Origin of the sequence: Paracoccus sp. N5, assembly GCF_000371965.1 — a bacterium.
Classification (GTDB): domain Bacteria; phylum Pseudomonadota; class Alphaproteobacteria; order Rhodobacterales; family Rhodobacteraceae; genus Paracoccus.
Window position 1 is genome coordinate 1,904,537 of the sequence record NZ_AQUO01000001.1, and the last position, 16,172, is coordinate 1,920,708.

The 16,172-nt window shown below is 64.3% G+C and carries 28 protein-coding genes; 27 read left to right on the forward strand and 1 reads right to left on the reverse strand.

What is annotated here, in order from left to right; translation table 11 throughout:
- The first annotated feature begins 9 nt into the window (after positions 1-9).
- The 8 genes from rplC (at position 10) to rplP (ending at position 4,545) form a co-directional block, all read left to right on the forward strand.
- Positions 10-873 carry a 50S ribosomal protein L3 gene (gene rplC, locus PARN5_RS0109580; protein ID WP_017999554.1) on the forward strand — a complete coding sequence of 288 codons (864 nt, stop codon included), beginning with the start codon at positions 10-12 and terminating at the stop codon, positions 871-873.
- A complete protein-coding gene (rplD, locus tag PARN5_RS0109585; protein WP_017999555.1) occupies positions 870-1,490 on the forward strand; it encodes a 50S ribosomal protein L4 in 621 nt (206 codons plus the stop codon). The genes rplC and rplD overlap by 4 nt, the downstream gene beginning before the upstream one ends.
- Positions 1,487-1,783, forward strand: a complete 297-nt coding sequence (locus PARN5_RS0109590; RefSeq protein WP_017999556.1) for a 50S ribosomal protein L23 — start codon at positions 1,487-1,489, stop codon at positions 1,781-1,783. The genes rplD and PARN5_RS0109590 overlap by 4 nt, the downstream gene beginning before the upstream one ends.
- A 94-nt stretch (positions 1,784-1,877) precedes the next feature.
- Positions 1,878-2,714, forward strand: a complete 837-nt coding sequence (gene rplB / locus PARN5_RS0109595) for a 50S ribosomal protein L2 (RefSeq protein ID WP_026155311.1) — start codon at positions 1,878-1,880, stop codon at positions 2,712-2,714.
- A gap of 3 nt (positions 2,715-2,717) precedes the next feature.
- Entirely contained in the window at positions 2,718-2,996 is a 279-nt protein-coding gene (gene rpsS / locus PARN5_RS0109600) for a 30S ribosomal protein S19 (protein WP_017999558.1), read from the forward strand.
- Positions 2,997-3,001: 5 nt separating this feature from the next.
- The gene (gene rplV / locus PARN5_RS0109605; RefSeq protein ID WP_017999559.1) at positions 3,002-3,397 is read left to right on the forward strand and encodes a 50S ribosomal protein L22; all 396 of its coding nucleotides are present in this window, start codon (positions 3,002-3,004) and stop codon (positions 3,395-3,397) included.
- Positions 3,397-4,119: a 30S ribosomal protein S3 gene (gene rpsC / locus PARN5_RS0109610; RefSeq protein WP_017999560.1), complete on the forward strand. Its 723-nt coding sequence runs from the start codon at positions 3,397-3,399 to the stop codon at positions 4,117-4,119. The genes rplV and rpsC overlap by 1 nt, the downstream gene beginning before the upstream one ends.
- A 12-nt stretch (positions 4,120-4,131) precedes the next feature.
- On the forward strand, positions 4,132-4,545 hold the full coding sequence (gene rplP, locus PARN5_RS0109615; RefSeq protein ID WP_017999561.1) for a 50S ribosomal protein L16: 414 nt from the start codon (positions 4,132-4,134) through the stop codon (positions 4,543-4,545).
- A 64-nt stretch (positions 4,546-4,609) separates the two neighbouring features.
- Here the strand turns inward: rplP and PARN5_RS0109620 are convergent, their stop codons facing one another.
- On the reverse strand, positions 4,610-5,461 hold the full coding sequence (locus PARN5_RS0109620; protein ID WP_017999562.1) for a hypothetical protein: 852 nt from the start codon (positions 5,459-5,461) through the stop codon (positions 4,610-4,612).
- Between the two features lie 208 nt (positions 5,462-5,669).
- Here PARN5_RS0109620 and rpmC point away from each other — a divergent pair, with 208 nt between their 5' ends.
- The 19 genes from rpmC to PARN5_RS0109715 all read left to right on the forward strand — a co-directional run bounded on the left by rpmC (position 5,670) and on the right by PARN5_RS0109715 (position 16,044).
- Positions 5,670-5,876: a 50S ribosomal protein L29 gene (gene rpmC / locus PARN5_RS0109625; protein WP_017999563.1), complete on the forward strand. Its 207-nt coding sequence runs from the start codon at positions 5,670-5,672 to the stop codon at positions 5,874-5,876.
- Positions 5,877-5,888: 12 nt separating this feature from the next.
- Positions 5,889-6,137, forward strand: a complete 249-nt coding sequence (gene rpsQ, locus PARN5_RS0109630; protein WP_017999564.1) for a 30S ribosomal protein S17 — start codon at positions 5,889-5,891, stop codon at positions 6,135-6,137.
- Positions 6,138-6,199: 62 nt separating this feature from the next.
- Positions 6,200-6,568: a 50S ribosomal protein L14 gene (gene rplN, locus PARN5_RS0109635; RefSeq protein WP_010400243.1), complete on the forward strand. Its 369-nt coding sequence runs from the start codon at positions 6,200-6,202 to the stop codon at positions 6,566-6,568.
- Complete coding sequence (gene rplX / locus PARN5_RS0109640) at positions 6,568-6,873, forward strand: 50S ribosomal protein L24 (protein WP_017999565.1); 306 nt, start codon at positions 6,568-6,570, stop codon at positions 6,871-6,873. The genes rplN and rplX overlap by 1 nt, the downstream gene beginning before the upstream one ends.
- On the forward strand, positions 6,873-7,433 hold the full coding sequence (gene rplE, locus PARN5_RS0109645; RefSeq protein WP_017999566.1) for a 50S ribosomal protein L5: 561 nt from the start codon (positions 6,873-6,875) through the stop codon (positions 7,431-7,433). The genes rplX and rplE overlap by 1 nt, the downstream gene beginning before the upstream one ends.
- Positions 7,434-7,451: 18 nt before the next feature.
- Positions 7,452-7,757: a 30S ribosomal protein S14 gene (gene rpsN / locus PARN5_RS0109650; RefSeq protein ID WP_019351974.1), complete on the forward strand. Its 306-nt coding sequence runs from the start codon at positions 7,452-7,454 to the stop codon at positions 7,755-7,757.
- A 9-nt stretch (positions 7,758-7,766) separates the two neighbouring features.
- Positions 7,767-8,165: a 30S ribosomal protein S8 gene (rpsH, locus tag PARN5_RS0109655; RefSeq protein WP_017999568.1), complete on the forward strand. Its 399-nt coding sequence runs from the start codon at positions 7,767-7,769 to the stop codon at positions 8,163-8,165.
- An 11-nt stretch (positions 8,166-8,176) separates the two neighbouring features.
- The gene (gene rplF, locus PARN5_RS0109660; protein ID WP_017999569.1) at positions 8,177-8,710 is read left to right on the forward strand and encodes a 50S ribosomal protein L6; all 534 of its coding nucleotides are present in this window, start codon (positions 8,177-8,179) and stop codon (positions 8,708-8,710) included.
- 12 nt (positions 8,711-8,722) lie between these two features.
- On the forward strand, positions 8,723-9,082 hold the full coding sequence (gene rplR, locus PARN5_RS0109665; protein WP_017999570.1) for a 50S ribosomal protein L18: 360 nt from the start codon (positions 8,723-8,725) through the stop codon (positions 9,080-9,082).
- A gap of 110 nt (positions 9,083-9,192) precedes the next feature.
- Positions 9,193-9,759, forward strand: coding sequence for a 30S ribosomal protein S5 (rpsE, locus tag PARN5_RS0109670; RefSeq protein WP_017999571.1), 567 nt, complete (start codon positions 9,193-9,195; stop codon positions 9,757-9,759).
- Between the two features lie 12 nt (positions 9,760-9,771).
- Positions 9,772-9,960, forward strand: coding sequence for a 50S ribosomal protein L30 (gene rpmD, locus PARN5_RS0109675; protein ID WP_017999572.1), 189 nt, complete (start codon positions 9,772-9,774; stop codon positions 9,958-9,960).
- A 130-nt stretch (positions 9,961-10,090) separates the two neighbouring features.
- Positions 10,091-10,816: a hypothetical protein gene (locus PARN5_RS0109680; protein WP_017999573.1), complete on the forward strand. Its 726-nt coding sequence runs from the start codon at positions 10,091-10,093 to the stop codon at positions 10,814-10,816.
- A 49-nt stretch (positions 10,817-10,865) separates the two neighbouring features.
- Complete coding sequence (locus PARN5_RS0109685) at positions 10,866-11,234, forward strand: PH domain-containing protein (protein WP_017999574.1); 369 nt, start codon at positions 10,866-10,868, stop codon at positions 11,232-11,234.
- Between the two features lie 146 nt (positions 11,235-11,380).
- Positions 11,381-11,866 carry a 50S ribosomal protein L15 gene (gene rplO, locus PARN5_RS0109690; RefSeq protein ID WP_017999575.1) on the forward strand — a complete coding sequence of 162 codons (486 nt, stop codon included), beginning with the start codon at positions 11,381-11,383 and terminating at the stop codon, positions 11,864-11,866.
- A gap of 105 nt (positions 11,867-11,971) precedes the next feature.
- Positions 11,972-13,345, forward strand: a complete 1,374-nt coding sequence (gene secY / locus PARN5_RS0109695; RefSeq protein ID WP_026155312.1) for a preprotein translocase subunit SecY — start codon at positions 11,972-11,974, stop codon at positions 13,343-13,345.
- Positions 13,346-13,385: 40 nt separating this feature from the next.
- Positions 13,386-13,982 carry an adenylate kinase gene (locus PARN5_RS0109700; RefSeq protein WP_017999577.1) on the forward strand — a complete coding sequence of 199 codons (597 nt, stop codon included), beginning with the start codon at positions 13,386-13,388 and terminating at the stop codon, positions 13,980-13,982.
- 153 nt (positions 13,983-14,135) lie between these two features.
- Positions 14,136-14,504, forward strand: coding sequence for a 30S ribosomal protein S13 (gene rpsM, locus PARN5_RS0109705; RefSeq protein ID WP_017999578.1), 369 nt, complete (start codon positions 14,136-14,138; stop codon positions 14,502-14,504).
- 12 nt (positions 14,505-14,516) lie between these two features.
- The gene (gene rpsK / locus PARN5_RS0109710) at positions 14,517-14,906 is read left to right on the forward strand and encodes a 30S ribosomal protein S11 (protein ID WP_011747123.1); all 390 of its coding nucleotides are present in this window, start codon (positions 14,517-14,519) and stop codon (positions 14,904-14,906) included.
- 121 nt (positions 14,907-15,027) lie between these two features.
- On the forward strand, positions 15,028-16,044 hold the full coding sequence (locus tag PARN5_RS0109715; protein WP_017999579.1) for a DNA-directed RNA polymerase subunit alpha: 1,017 nt from the start codon (positions 15,028-15,030) through the stop codon (positions 16,042-16,044).
- The last annotated feature ends 128 nt before the right edge of the window (positions 16,045-16,172 follow it).

Sequence of the window (16,172 nt, forward strand, 5' to 3'; positions counted from 1 at the left end):
GGGGTCATCATGCTTCGGACTGGTGTTATCGCCAAGAAGCTGGGCATGACCCGGCTGTTCCTGGAAGACGGGCGTCAGGTTCCCGTCACCGTTCTGCACGTCGATAACGTGCAGGTCATCGCTCAGCGCACCGCCGAGAAAGACGGCTATGTGGCGCTGCAGCTCGGCGCGGGCGAGGCGAAAGCCAAGCGCACCACCGCCGCGCTGCGCGGTCACTTCGCCAAGGCGAATGTCGCGCCCAAACGCAAGATCGCGGAATTCCGCGTTGCCGAGGAAAACCTGGTGGAAGTGGGCGAGGAGATCATCGCCGACCACTACTTCGCCGGGCAATATGTCGACATCGCCGGCACCTCGATCGGTAAAGGCTTTGCCGGTGCGATGAAGCGCCACAATTTCGGCGGTCTGCGCGCCTCGCACGGCGTGTCGATCAGCCACCGCTCGCACGGTTCGACCGGCCAGTGCCAGGACCCCGGCAAGGTGTTCAAGGGCAAGAAGATGGCGGGTCACTTGGGTGCCGTTCGCGTCACCACGCAGAACCTGCAAGTCGTGCGCACCGATGCCGACCGTGGCCTGATCATGGTCAAGGGCTCGGTTCCGGGCTCGAAAGGTGGCTGGGTCACCATCAAGGACGCCGTGAAGAAGCCGCTGGCCGAAACCACGATCTTCCCCGCCGCGACCCGCTCGAAGGCCAAGGAAGCTGCGCGTCTGGCCGAAGAAGCCGCCGCCGCCGCTGCCGCCGAGGAAGAAGCCGCCCGCAAGGCCGCCGCTGAAGCCGAAGCCGCCGCGCAAGAGGCTGCTCTGGCCGAAGCCCAGGCCTCGATCGAGGCGGAGAAGTCCGCTGACGATGCCGCGCCCGAAGGAGAGAGCAAATGAAACTCGATGTGATCTCGCTCGATTCCGGCAAGGCCGGCGACATCGATCTGAGCGACGACATCTTTGGCCTGGAGCCCCGCGCCGACCTGCTGCACCGCGTGGTGCGCTGGCAGCGTGCGAAAGCCCAAGCCGGCACCCATTCGGTGCTGGGCAAGTCGGATGTCAGCTATTCGACCAAGAAGATCTATCGCCAGAAAGGCACCGGCGGCGCCCGCCACGGTTCCCGCAAGGCGCCGATCTTCCGTCACGGTGGCGTCTACAAGGGCCCGACCCCGCGCTCGCACGCTTTCGATCTGCCGAAGAAGGTCCGCGCGCTTGGCCTGAAGCACGCGCTGTCGGCGAAAGTCGCGGCGGGTGAGCTGGTCATCGTGGACAGCCTGAACATCACTGAGGCCAAGACCTCGGCCGTCGCCAAGGCCGTCAAGGAAAACGGCTGGAAGCGCGTGCTGGTGATCGACGGTGCCGAAGTGAACGAGAACTTCGCCCGCGCCGCCCGCAACCTCGAAGGCGTCGATGTGCTGCCCTCGATCGGTGCCAACGTCTATGACATCCTGCGTCGCGACACGCTCGTGCTGACGCGCGCCGGTGTCGAAGCTCTGGAGGCTCGCCTGAAATGAGCGTGAAACCCGAACATTACGACGTGATCGTGAAGCCGCTGATCACCGAGAAGGCGACGCTGGTGGCTGACGCCAACGCCTATGTCTTCCAGGTGGCCAAGGATTCGAACAAGCCGGCGATCAAGCAGGCGGTCGAGGCCCTGTTCAACGTCAAGGTGAAGGCCGTGAACACGACCATCACCAAGGGCAAGGTCAAGCGCTTCCGCGGCCGCCCCGGCGTGCGCTCGGACGTGAAGAAGGCCTATGTGACGCTGGAAGCTGGCAACAGCATCGACGTCTCGACCGGTCTTTGATAAGAAGCCGCGAATCGACGGCCCCGGCAGCGGGGCCGTCCATTTTTGACTGAAACGGACCAGCTACGGTCCAAAGCAACGGAAGACAGAGAGCATGGCACTCAAGTCGTATAAGCCGACGACGCCTGGCCAGCGTGGGCTGGTTCTGATCGACCGTTCGGAGCTTTGGAAAGGGCGCCCGGTCAAATCCCTCACTGAGGGTTTGACCAAGAACGGCGGCCGGAACAACACCGGACGGATCACGATGCGCCGCAAGGGCGGCGGCGCGAAGCGTCTCTATCGCATCGTCGATTTCAAACGCACCAAGTTCGATGTTTCGGCCACGGTCGAGCGGATCGAATACGATCCCAACCGCACCGCCTTCATCGCGCTGATCAAATACGAAGACGGCGAGCAGGCCTATATCCTGGCCCCGCAGCGCCTGGCCGTGGGTGACAAGGTCATCGCCGGCGCCAAGGTCGATGTGAAGCCGGGCAACGCCATGCCCTTCAGCGGCATGCCGATCGGCACCATCGTCCACAACGTCGAGCTGAAGCCCGGCAAGGGCGGCCAGATCGCCCGCTCGGCTGGCACCTATGCCCAGTTCGTCGGCCGCGACGGCGGCTATGCCCAGATCCGCCTGTCCTCGGGCGAGCTGCGCCTGGTCCGCCAGGAATGCATGGCCACCATCGGCGCGGTTTCGAACGCCGATCACTCGAACCAGAATCTCGGCAAGGCTGGCCGCAACCGTCACAAGGGCATCCGCCCGAGCGTGCGCGGTGTCGCCATGAACCCGATCGACCACCCGCATGGTGGTGGTGAAGGCCGGACCTCGGGTGGCCGTCACCCGGTGACCCCGTGGGGCAAAGGCACCAAGGGCACCAAGACCCGCTCGAACAAATCGACCGACAAGTATATCCTGCGGTCGCGTCACGCGAAGAAGGGGCGTTAATCCATGGCACGTTCTATCTGGAAGGGCCCCTTTGTCGACGCTTATGTGCTTCGCAAGGCCGAGAAAGCCCGCGAAGCCGGCAAGTCCGACGTCATCAAGATCTGGTCGCGTCGTTCGACCATCCTGCCGCAATTCGTCGGCCTGACCTTCGGCGTCTACAACGGTCACAAGCACATCCCGGTCGCCGTGACCGAGGAGATGATCGGCCAGAAGTTCGGTGAATATTCGCCGACCCGGACCTATTACGGTCACGCCGCCGACAAGAAAGCGAAAAGGAAGTAATCCCCATGGGTAAGGAACAGAATCCGCGCCGCGTGGCGGAGAACGAGGCGTTTGCGAAGACCAAGATGCTTCGCACCTCGCCGCAGAAGCTGAACCTCGTCGCGGCGCTGATCCGTGGCAAGAAGGTGGACAAGGCCCTGGCCGACCTGACCTTCTCGCACAAGCGCATCGCCGGCGACGTGAAGAAGTGCCTGCAATCGGCCATCGCCAACGCCGAGAACAACCACAACCTGGACGTCGACAACCTGATCGTCGCCGAGGCCTGGGTCGGCAAGAACCTGGTCATGAAACGCGGCCGTCCGCGCGCCCGTGGCCGTTACGGCAAGATCATGAAGCCGTTCTCGGAAATCACCATCAAGGTTCGTCAGGTCGAGGCCGTCGAAGCAGGGGAGCGCGCGTAATGGGTCAGAAAGTCAACCCCATCGGGATGCGTCTTCAGGTCAACCGCACCTGGGACAGCCGCTGGTATGCGGACGACAAGGACTACGGCAATCTGCTGCTGGAAGACCTGAAGATCCGCGACTTCATCCATGATGAAGCCAAGCAGGCCGGCGTCAGCCGCGTGATCATCGAGCGTCCGCACAAGAAATGCCGCGTGACGATCTATGCCGCGCGCCCGGGCGTGATCATCGGCAAGAAAGGCGCCGATATCGAGACCCTGCGCAAGAAGCTGGCGAATTTCACCGCCTCGGAACTGCACCTCAACATCGTCGAGGTCCGCAAGCCCGAGCTGGACGCCCAGTTGGTGGCCGAGTCGATCGCCCAGCAGCTCGAGCGCCGGGTGTCGTTCCGCCGTGCCATGAAGCGCGCCGTGCAGAACGCCATGCGCATGGGTGCCCTGGGCATCCGGGTGAACGTCGCGGGCCGTCTCGGCGGCGCCGAAATCGCCCGCACCGAATGGTATCGCGAAGGCCGCGTGCCGCTGCACACGCTGCGCGCCGACATCGACTATGCGCTGTCGGAAGCCACGACCCCCTACGGGATCATCGGCGTGAAGGTCTGGATCTTCAAGGGCGAGATCATGGAACACGACCCGCAGGCCCGCGACCGCCGCGCCACCGAGGCGCAGGACGGCCCGGCTCCGCGTGGTCCGCGCCGTGATCGCGACCGCGACGCGCGCTAAGGAGAGAAGAAGATGCTGCAACCGAAACGGACCAAGTTCCGCAAACAGTTCAAGGGCCGCATCCACGGTGAGGCCAAGGGCGGCTTCAACCTGAACTTCGGCTCCTACGCGCTGAAGGCCATCGAGCCCGAGCGTGTGACCGCGCGCCAGATCGAGGCGGCCCGCCGCGCGATCACCCGCCACATGAAGCGTCAGGGCCGGGTCTGGATCCGGATCTTCCCGGACGTGCCGGTTTCGTCGAAGCCGACCGAAGTGCGGATGGGTAAGGGCAAGGGCTCGGTCGATTACTGGGCGGCCCGCGTCCACCCCGGCCGGATCATGTTCGAGATCGACGGCGTGAACGACGTCATCGCCCGCGAAGCCCTGCGCCTGGGCGCGCAGAAGCTGCCGGTGCTGACCCGCATCGTCGCCCGCGAAGACTGGTAAGTCCCGGTTCTCGCAAGGCAGAAAAAGAGCCCCGCCATGCGAATGGCGGGGCTTTTCCGTTCCGTCAGGCCGCCTGACCCGTGATGACCTGCAGGCTCGAGGCCGGCAGTTCGGTCACGCCCAGCAGCCGGACCACGGCGGTATATTCCATCTCTTCCAAGTCGGAACCGATGCCGCGATAGGTCAGCAAAACCTCGGAATTGCCATTGCGCGCGATCACCTCATAGCCAAGGAAATTCTCCTCGCCCTCGGGAATGGTGATGGTCAGGACGTCCTCGGCCGGGTTGAAGTCCGCGACCTCGGCGCTGGTGCCATCACCGGCCTGGCCGGGGTCCATGGTGCCGGTCGTGAAGTCGATCTGCAGGCTGTCGGCGCCTTCGCCCAGGGTAATGTCGGTGGTGTGGTTCCAGTCACTGCTCAGCGACGGGCTCTTGGCGATCTGCACCACATCATCGCCGGCGCCGGCGTCGATCACGTTGGGCTCTTCGACCGCGCGGTCGCCGATGCTGATCGTGTCATTGCCGTCGCCGCCAAGGACATTCGTCTTGATCGCCCGGTCGATGCTGATCCGGTCATCGCCGAGGCCGCCATCCACCGTCGAGGAATAGGCGGTGTCGATCAGGATGACATCGTCGCCGGCCTCGCCATTGGTGTCCACGCCATCCGTCAGGGTGATGCTGTCGTCCCCCGCGCCGGCGTCGATCCCGCTGGGGTAGGGGTCGTCCCCGTAGTCATAGGCGATCTCGTCATCGCCATCGGTGCCGGTGACACGGCCCTCGTCGTCCATCACGGGCTCGGGTTCGGGCTCAGGCTCGGGGGTGGGCTGCGCGGGGCTGTCCTCATCATCGTCATCGAAAATGGCAAACCCCAGCGCCAGTGCCAGAATGCCGCCGATCAACAGGCCGGCTGGTTCCATCGCAATATCCTTTCGTGCAACATGCCTGCGGATGGTAACAGCCGCGTGAGCCGCCGCAAGGGGCGCCCGGCCGCCTCACACCCCAAGTTTTCCCTTGTCTTTGCGGGGAAACGCGCCTATAGGCACGGCTTCATCACGAAACTCCACCGGAATCAGGGTGGCCCTGCGGATGCAGGGGCTCTCCGGTGATGTTGAAAGGAACAGGCGCATGAAAGCGCAGGAACTGAAAGAAAAGACGCCGGAACAGCTGCGCGAGCAGCTTCTGTCGCTGAAGAAGGAAGCGTTCAACCTGCGCTTCCAGCAGGCCACCGGCCAGCTCGAATCGACCGCCCGCATGCGCGCCGTCCGTCGCGACCTCGCCCGTGTGAAAACCATTCTGAACCAGAAAGCGGCGGAAGCCGCGGCGGCGAACTGAGGAGTCCGGTCCATGCCCAAACGCATCCTGCAAGGCCGTGTGGTCAGCGACAAGAACGAACAGACCGTCACCGTCCTGGTCGAGCGCCGCTTCAAGCACCCGCTGCTGCACAAGACCGTGCGGTCGTCCAAGAAATACCGCGCCCATGACGCGGAAAACCAGTTCAAGGTCGGTGACACCGTTCGCATCGTCGAATGCGCGCCGATCTCGAAGACCAAGCGCTGGACCGTCCTGCTTGACGCTGCCGAAGCCCAAGCCTGACACCAGTTTAATCGATACCCTGGGGCCGGTCAGGCCGGTCCCCAAAGGTCGGGAGTAACCCTATGATCCAGATGCAGACCAATCTGGATGTCGCTGACAACTCCGGCGCGCGCCGGGTGCAGTGCATCAAGGTCCTGGGTGGTTCGCACCGTCGCTATGCGTCGGTGGGCGACATCATCGTCGTCTCCGTCAAGGAGGCCATCCCGCGCGGCCGCGTGAAGAAAGGTGACGTCCGCAAGGCCGTCGTCGTGCGCACCGCCAAAGAAGTGAAGCGCGAGGACGGCACCTCGATCCGTTTCGACCGCAACGCCGCCGTCATCCTGAACAACCAGGGCGAACCGGTCGGCACCCGTATCTTCGGGCCGGTCGTGCGCGAGCTGCGCGCCAAGAACTTCATGAAGATCATCTCGCTTGCGCCGGAGGTGCTGTGATGGCTGCCAAGCTGAAAAAGGGCGACAAGGTCGTCGTGCTGGCCGGCAAGGACAAGGGCAAGCAGGGCGAGATCACCGCGGTGTTCCCGAAAGAGAACAAGGCCGTGGTCGACGGCGTCAACATCGCCATCCGTCACCAGCGTCAGACGCAGACCGCGCAGGGCGGCCGCGTGGCGAAAGCCATGCCGATCGACCTGTCGAACCTCGCGCTGCTGGACAAGAACGGCAAAGCGACCCGCGTCGGCTTCCGCGTGGAAGGCGACCAGAAGGTCCGTTTCGCCAAGACCACCGGAGACGTGATCTGATGCTGGACCAAGCCACCTATACCCCGCGTCTGAAGTCGCTTTTCAAGGACAGCATCCGCGCTGCCCTGAAGGAAGAGTTCGGCTACAAGAACGACATGCAGATCCCGCGCCTGGACAAGATCGTCCTGAACATGGGCATCGGCGAGGCCGTCAAGGACACCAAGAAGGTCAAGCAGGGCGCCGAGGAGCTGTCGCTCATCGCCGGCCAGAAGGCCGTGGTGACCCATGCCAAGAAATCCATCGCCGGCTTCCGCGTTCGCGAGGAAATGCCGCTGGGCGCGAAAGTGACCCTGCGCGGCGACCGGATGTATGAATTCCTGGACCGCCTGATCAACATCGCGCTGCCGCGCGTCCGCGACTTCCGCGGCGTGAAGGGCAGCTCCTTCGACGGCCGCGGCAACTATGCCATGGGCCTCAAGGAGCACATCGTTTTCCCGGAGATCAACTTCGACAAGGTCGACGAAGTTCTGGGGATGGACATCATCATCTGCACCACCGCGCCGACCGACGCGGAAGCGAAGTCGCTGTTGAAGCATTTCAACATGCCGTTCAACAGCTGATCGCGGAGGGAAGAAGATATGGCTAAGAAATCCATGGTCGAGCGCGAGAAGAAGCGCGAGCGTCTGGTTCAGAAATACGCCGCCAAGCGCGCCGCCCTGAACGAGATCGTCCACGATCAGTCCCTGCCGATGGAAGAGCGCTTCAAGGCCAGCCTGAAACTGGCCGAACTGCCGCGCAACTCCTCGGCGACGCGCCTGCACAACCGCTGCCAGCTGACCGGCCGCCCGCATGCGTATTACCGTAAACTGAAACTGTCGCGGATCATGCTGCGCGAGCTCGGCTCGTTCGGCCAGATCCCCGGCATGGTCAAATCGAGCTGGTAAGGGGGCAATATGTCGATGAACGATCCTCTCGGCGATATGCTGACCCGCATCCGCAATGCTCAGATGCGCGGCAAATCGACCGTTCGCACTCCGGCTTCCAAGCTGCGCGCTTGGGTTCTGGACGTGCTGAAAGCCGAAGGTTACATCCGCGGCTATGAAGAAACCACGACCGAAGCCGGTCACAAGGAACTGGAAATCAGCCTGAAGTATTACGAAGGCACTCCGGTCATCCGCGAACTGGCCCGCGTGTCGAAACCCGGTCGCCGCGTCTATGCCGGCGCCAAGGAAATCCCGCAGGTCCGCAACGGCCTGGGCGTTTCCATCGTCTCGACGCCGAAAGGTGTCATGTCTGATGCAGCAGCGCGCAACGCCAACGTCGGCGGCGAAGTGCTCTGCACCGTGTTCTAAGGAGGGCAGAGATGTCTCGGATTGGTAAGAAACCGGTCGCCCTCCCGAAAGGCGTGACCGCTGAGATCAAGGGCCAGACGATCGAGGTGAAGGGGCCGAAAGGCACCCGCACGTTCACCGCGACCGATGACGTGACCCTGTCGCTGGAAGAGGGTTCGGTCAAGGTGACGCCGCGCGGCACCTCGAAGCGCGCCCGCCAGCAGTGGGGCATGACCCGCTCGATGGTCGAGAACCTGACCGTCGGCGTGTCGGAAGGCTTCAAGAAAGAGCTCGAGATCCAGGGCGTGGGCTACCGCGCCACCATGCAGGGCAAGACCCTGAAACTGGCTCTGGGCTATTCGCATGACGTGAACTTCGAAACGCCGGACGGTGTGACGATCACCTCGCCGAAGCAGACCGAGATCGTGGTGGAAGGCATCGACCAGCAGCTGGTCGGCCAGGTCGCTGCGAACATCCGCGAGTGGCGCCGCCCCGAGCCCTACAAGGGCAAGGGCATCCGCTACAAGGGCGAGGTCGTCTTCCGCAAGGAAGGCAAGAAGAAGTAAGGGGCGCGAGAAATGGCACTGAACAAACGAGAGCTGTTCCTGAAGCGCCGCCTGCGCGTGCGGAACAAACTGCGGAAGATCTCGGACGGGCGTCCGCGGCTTTCCGTCCACCGTTCTTCCAAGAACATCAGCGTCCAGCTGATCGACGACGCGAAGGGGGTCACCCTGGCCGCTGCCTCGTCGCTCGAGAAGGACCTGGGCGTCGTCGGCAAGAACAACGTCGAGGCCGCCGCGAAAATCGGCGCCGCGATTGCCGAACGGGCCAGGAAAGCCGGTGTCGAGGAAGTCATCTTCGACCGCGGCGGTTTCCTGTTCCACGGCAAGATCAAGGCCTTGGCAGACGCAGCCCGCGAAGGCGGTCTGAAGTTCTGATCCTGTGGGCGGCGGTCTCGTCGCCCCGATGATCCGGGGGCGCTCCTGCGTGGGCGCCCACCTGGATTGCATGAACCGGCGCTTGTCGCCAACCTGTGAAGGAATGCCTCATGGCAGAACGTGAAAACCGTCGGGGTCGCCGCGAAGAGCGCGAAGAAACCCCGGAATTCGCCGACCGTCTGGTCGCGATCAACCGTGTGTCGAAAACCGTCAAGGGTGGCAAGCGCTTCGGCTTCGCCGCTCTGGTGGTCGTCGGCGACCAGCGTGGCCGCGTCGGCTTCGGCAAGGGCAAGGCCAAAGAGGTGCCCGAGGCGATCCGCAAGGCCACCGAACAGGCGAAACGCTCGCTGGTTCGCGTGCCGCTGCGCGACGGCCGCACCCTGCACCACGACATCGAGGGCCGTCACGGCGCCGGCAAGGTGATCATGCGCACCGCCGTTCCGGGGACCGGCATCATCGCCGGCGGCCCGATGCGCGCCGTGTTCGAGATGCTGGGCGTTCAGGACGTCGTTGCGAAATCGCAGGGCTCGCAGAACCCCTACAATATGATCCGCGCCACGCTCGACGGTCTCAAGAAAGAGGCCTCGCCCCGCAACGTCGCCCAGCGTCGTGGCAAGAAAGTGGCCGAGATCCTGCCCTCGAACGACAAGCCGGCTGACGCCGCTGTCGAAGCGTAAGGAGAGGCAAGAATGGCCAAAACCATCGTCGTCAAGCAGATCGGCTCGCCGATCCGCCGCCCCGCCGTCCAGCGCGAGACGCTGAAGGGCCTGGGCCTGAACAAGATGAACCGCACCCGCGAGCTGGAAGATACCCCGGCCGTGCGCGGCATGGTCGCCAAGATCCCGCATCTGGCCGTCATCATCGAGGAACGCGGCTGATCTCAGCCCCTGTTTCCTGGAAGCGCGCCCCGGAGCAATCCGGGGCGCGTTTTTCTTTGCCGCGTTAACCTTTTGCTAACCACGCCGCGCCTAGTCTGGCGTCGTTCCTAGTCCGGCGAAAGGGCAAGACATGCGCGGCATCATCTGCTGTCTGGCGGCGCTCTGGCTGCTGGCCCCGGCCGCCCTGGCCGGCCCCTGGGCGCGCGATCCCGGCGGGTTCTTCGCCGCGCTTTCGACCGAGCAGGACCGCGACGACAACCGCCATACCGGGCTTTACGCCGAATACGGGCTCAGCCCGCGCAACACGCTGGGGCTGGAACTGGGCCGGACCCGGGACGAGACCACGCTGCTGCTCTGGTGGCAGCGCGCGCTCGGCCGGGCCGAGGGGCCGAACCGCTGGGCGGTGTCGCTGGGCCTTGGCGCGATCCAGCGCGACGGCCGCCATCACCCGATGGGCCAGGTGGTGACGGCCTGGGGCAGGGGCTTCGACAGCATCCCGCTCTTGCGCCGCATCCCCGGCGGCGGCTGGCTCGCGGTCGAGACCCGCTCGAAACTCGCCGCGATCACCCGCGACTACCCCGAGGAGCCCAATGTGATCTGGGAGGATCCGACCTATCTGACCCCCGAGACCACGCATAAGCTGGACCTGACCCTGGGCTGGCACGCGCGCGAAAACCTGATGCTGATCAACCAGTTCCGCTTCGAGCAGCGCGACGACACCGGCTTTTCCGGCAAGCTGGCGGTCTCGGTGGTGCGCGACCTCTGGGGGCCGGCCAAGCTGGAACTGGGGCTGATCGAGCCGCTGACCGGGGAAGGGGAGCGGGCGGTGAAGCTGGGGACGTGGGTGGAGTTTTAGAAGCCGCTTCGGCTGCGGCAGGGACAATGCAACGAAACGGAGACGTAAGATGATCGACTTCAACAACAAAGCCTTTTTCAAGTTGTCCGAGAACGCGGATTATGCCGTTATCGCAGCGGATATCCTGCTGCCGGACGAGACCGTGCTTGCCAGCTTCAAGTCCATGCGCGACGGCGTGATCTTCACCAGCCGCCGGGTGATTGCGGTCAACGTGCAGGGGCTCACTGGAAAGAAGAAGGACTTCACCTCGATGCCCTATCGGGCGATCCAGGCCTTCTCGATCGAAACGGTTGGGACTTTCGACTTGGATGCCGAACTCGACCTATTCTTCTCAGGCGTCGGAAAGGTGCGGTTCGAGTTCTCGGGTCGGGTCGACATGCGCAAGATCGCACGTTGCATCGCCGAGCATGCGCTTTGACCGGCCAGCCAGCGGCTTCGCTTGACCCCGGAGGGGGTAAACGCTAGAAGCCGCCGGTGGCCATCGAGGCCACGACTCAACAAGCAAGAAACGCCGTGTCCGCCCCCTTACGCTTCATGGGGCGCTTCCGGCCAAGGAGAAGCGATATGAAACTGCATGAAATCCGCGACAACGAAGGCGCCAACCGCAAGAAGAAACGCGTTGCGCGCGGCCCCGGTTCGGGCAAGGGCAAGACCGCCGGCCGCGGCATCAAGGGCCAGACCTCGCGTTCGGGCGTGGCGCTGAACGGCTATGAAGGCGGCCAGATGCCGCTCTATCGCCGCCTGCCGAAGCGTGGCTTCAGCAAGCCGAATCGCCTGGACTTCGCCGTGGTGAACCTGGGCCAGCTGCAGGCCTTCGTCGATGCCGGCAAGCTGGATGCGAAAGCCGAGGTGACCGAGGACGCGCTGGTCGCGGCCGGCGTCATCCGCCGCAAGCTGGACGGCGTGCGCGTGCTGGCCAAGGGTGAGCTGAAATCCGCCCTGACCCTGACCGTCGCCGGCGCGTCGAAAGCCGCCGCCGAGGCGATCGAGAAGGTCGGCGGCAAGATCACCGTCACCCGCGCGGCGAAAGAAGAAGCCGCGGCCGAATAAGCTGTTGAAGGGGCCGCCCGCGCCCAATAGATAGCTATCCAAGTTTTCCTTAGCGCCGCGGGATCGGAAAACGATCCGGCGGCGCTGCCATGAAGGGGCACATCAATGGCGTCAGCCGCAGAACAGATGGCCGCGAACCTGTCCTGGGGCGCGCTCGGCAAGGCGACCGAGCTGCGCCAGCGGATCTGGTTCACGCTTGGTCTTCTCATCATCTACCGCCTCGGCACCTATATCCCGGTGCCCGGCATCGACGGCGCGAGCCTGCGCAACTTCATGGACCAGGCCCAGGCCGGCATCGGCGGCATCCTCTCGATGTTCACCGGCGGCGCGCTGGGGCGGATGGGCGTCTTCGCGCTGGGGATCATGCCCTATATCTCGGCCTCGATCATCGTGCAGCTGATGGCCTCGATGGTGCCCGCGCTGGAGCAGCTGAAGAAAGAGGGCGAGACCGGGCGCAAGAAGATCAACCAGTATACCCGCTACGGCACCGTGGCGCTGGCGCTGTTCCAGGCCTGGGGCCTCGCGGTCAGCCTGGAGCACGGCAACCTCGCGCATGAGCCGGGGCTGTTCTTCCGCGCCTCGGTGGTCATCACCCTGGTCGGCGGCACCATGTTCCTGATGTGGCTGGGCGAGCAGATCACCGCCCGCGGCATCGGCAATGGCATCTCGCTGATCATCTTCGTCGGCATCGTGGCCGAGATCCCGGGCCATCTGGCGCAGTTCCTGGCCCAGGGCCGCACCGGCGCCGTCTCGACCCCGGTGATCCTGGGGGTGATCGTGATGGTGGTGGCCGTGATCGCCTTCGTGGTGTTCATGGAACGCGCCCTGCGCAAGATCCATATCCAGTATCCGCGCCGCCAGGTCGGGATGAAGATCTATGACGGCCAGTCCTCGCACCTGCCGATCAAGGTCAACCCGGCCGGTGTGATCCCGGCGATCTTCGCCAGCTCGCTCTTGCTGCTGCCGATCACCATCTCGACCTTCTCGGGCAACCAGACCGGCCCGGTGATGTCGACGATCCTGGCCTATTTCGGCCCCGGCCAGCCGCTGTATCTGGTGTTCTTCTGCGCGATGATCGTGTTCTTCGCCTATTTCTACACCTTCAACGTCAGCTTCAAACCCGATGACGTGGCCGAGAACCTGAAGAACCAGGGCGGCTTCATCCCGGGCATCCGCCCCGGCAAGCGGACCGAGGATTACCTGACCTATGTCGTCAACCGGGTGCTGGTCATCGGCTCGGCCTATCTGGCCGCGGTCTGCCTGCTGCCCGAGGTGATCCGGCACCAGCTGGCGATCCCCTTCTACTTTGGTGGGACTTCCGTTCTGATCGTGGTCAGTGTCGTGATGGATACGATCAACCAGGTGCAAAGCCACTTGCTCGCCCATCAATACGAAGGTTTGATCGAAAAATCGCAGCTGCGCGGCAAGCGCGGCAAGCCCGGCGCGGCCAAGCCGCGCAAGGCGCCGGCACGTCGCTGAGGGGTTAAGCCCACCAAAAGGGTAGGAGAGGGACGATTACATGGCGATCAACATCATTCTGCTGGGCCCGCCCGGCGCCGGCAAGGGCACCCAGGCCCAGCGTCTGATCCAGGAACGCGGGCTGGTGCAGCTGTCCACCGGCGACATGCTGCGCGAGGCCCGCAGCTCGGGCACCGAGATGGGCAAGCGCGTGGCCGAGGTCATGGACCGGGGCGAGCTGGTCACGGATGAGATCGTCGTGGGCCTGATCCGCGAGAAGCTGGGGCAGGGCGGCAAGGGCTTCATCTTCGACGGCTTCCCGCGCACCCTGGCCCAGGCCGATTCGCTGCAGGCGCTGATGGCCGAGATGGACCAGCGCATCGATGCCGCCATCGAGCTGCGCGTGGATGACGCGGCCTTGGTCTCGCGCATCGTCAAGCGCGCCGACGAGATGCGCGCCGCCGGCCAGCCGGTGCGGCCGGACGACACGCCCGAGGTCTTTGCCGACCGCTTGCGCGAATATTACAAGAAGACCGCGCCGCTCCTGGGCTATTACTACGCCAAGGGCCAGTTGCGCCATGTCGACGGCATGGCTGCCATGGACGAAGTGGCGGCCCAGATCGGCGCCATTCTCGACAAGGAGGCGGGCCGGGGTTGACGCCCCCGCGCGAATCCCTTAATTCGCAGCATCTCGCATGAGAATCACCTCGCGAGGGGTGGCCGTTGAAGGCCCGAAGGCGATGCTTTCGGGTCTTTGGTTGTGAAAAAAGGTTCCGGTGCTACGGAACCGCAACAAGGAAAAGGAAAACGCGTGGCTCGTATTGCTGGCGTCAACATTCCGACCGGGAAACGCGTCCCGATCGCACTGACCTATATCCACGGGATCGGCCCGAAATTCGCCGATGAGATCGTCACCGCCGTCGGCATCGAGCCGGCCCGCCGCGTGAACGAACTCTCGGATGCCGAAGTTCTGAAGATCCGCGAATACATCGACGCCAACTATACCGTCGAAGGCGACCTGCGCCGCGAAACCCAGATGAACATCAAGCGCCTGATGGACCTGGGCTCCTATCGTGGCCTGCGCCACCGTCGCGGCCTGCCGGTTCGCGGCCAGCGCACCCACACCAATGCCCGCACCCGCAAGGGCCCGGCGAAGCCCATCGCCGGCAAGAAGAAATAAGGGGGAACGGACATGGCACGCGATAAAACCCGCATCAAGCGCAAGGAACGCAAGAACATCGCCACCGGCGTGGCGCATGTGAACTCGTCCTTCAACAACACCAAGATCCTGATCTCGGACGTGCAGGGCAACGCGATCTCGTGGTCGTCGGCCGGCACCATGGGCTTCAAGGGTTCGCGGAAATCGACCCCCTACGCCGCCCAGATGGCCGCCGAAGACGCCGGCAAGAAGGCGCAGGAACACGGCGTCCGCACGCTGGAAGTCGAAGTCCAGGGTCCCGGCTCGGGCCGCGAATCGGCGCTGCGCGCGCTGGCCGCCGTCGGCTTCAACATCACCGCGATCCGCGACGTCACCCCGATCGCGCATAACGGCTGCCGTCCGCCGAAACGCCGCCGGGTCTGAACCTTCGGGATTTTGACGCGTTCCGCGCGGGGCTATCCCGTGCGGGGCGCGCTTTTCGCATTTCACCTCGGGCGTTTCCGGCCAATGGTCATGGGTCGGGAACTGGTATGGAGGCAAACGCATGATCCACAAGAACTGGGCCGAACTCATCAAGCCCACCCAGCTTGAAGTCAAGCCGGGCGCCGATTCGTCCCGCGTCGCCACCGTGGTGGCGGAACCGCTCGAGCGCGGCTTCGGCCTGACGCTGGGCAACGCCCTGCGCCGCGTGCTGCTGTCCTCGCTGCAGGGCGCGGCCATCACCTCGGTGCAGATCGACAACGTGCTGCATGAATTCTCGTCCGTCCCCGGCGTGCGCGAGGACGTGACCGACATCGTCCTGAACCTCAAGGGCGTGACGCTGAAGATGGACGTGGACGCGCCCAAGCGCCTGACGCTCTCGGCCAAGGGCCCGGGCGAGGTCAAGGCCGGCGACATCCAGGAAACCGCCGGCATCACCATCCTGAACCGCGACCACGTCGTCTGCCACCTGGACGACGGCGCCGAGCTGCACATGGAACTGACCGTGGCGAACGGCAAGGGCTATGTCGCCGCCGACAAGAACCGTCCCGAGGACGCGCCCATCGGCCTGATCCCGATCGACGCCATCTTCTCGCCGGTCAAGCGCGTCAGCTACGAAGTCACGCCGACCCGCGAGGGCCAGGTGCTGGACTATGACAAGCTGACGATGAAGGTCGAGACCGACGGTTCGCTGACCCCGGAAGACGCCGTGGCCTATGCCGCGCGCATCATCCAGGACCAGCTGTCGGTGTTCGTGAACTTCGACGAGCCGGAAACCGCCACCCGCTCGGATGCCGAGGACGGGCTGGAATTCGACCCGCGCCTGCTGAAGAAGGTTGACGAGCTGGAGCTGTCGGTGCGTTCGGCGAACTGCCTCAAGAACGACAACATCGTCTATATCGGCGACCTGATCCAGAAGACCGAAGCCGAGATGCTGCGCACCCCGAACTTCGGCCGCAAGTCGCTGAACGAGATCAAGGAAGTGCTCTCGGGCATGGGCCTGCACCTCGGCATGGATGTCGTGGACTGGCCGCCGGAGAACATCGAGGACCTGGCCAAGCGTTTCGACGACCAGTTCTAAGAAGGAAGACCCCGGGGGCGTCATACGGCCTGTGTACGCGCGGTGTACGCCATGCACGCCCCCGGAAATCTGGGCAATCCCGCCCCAAGGAGAGCGGCCCGCACGCATGGGCTGCCGGACAAAGCAAA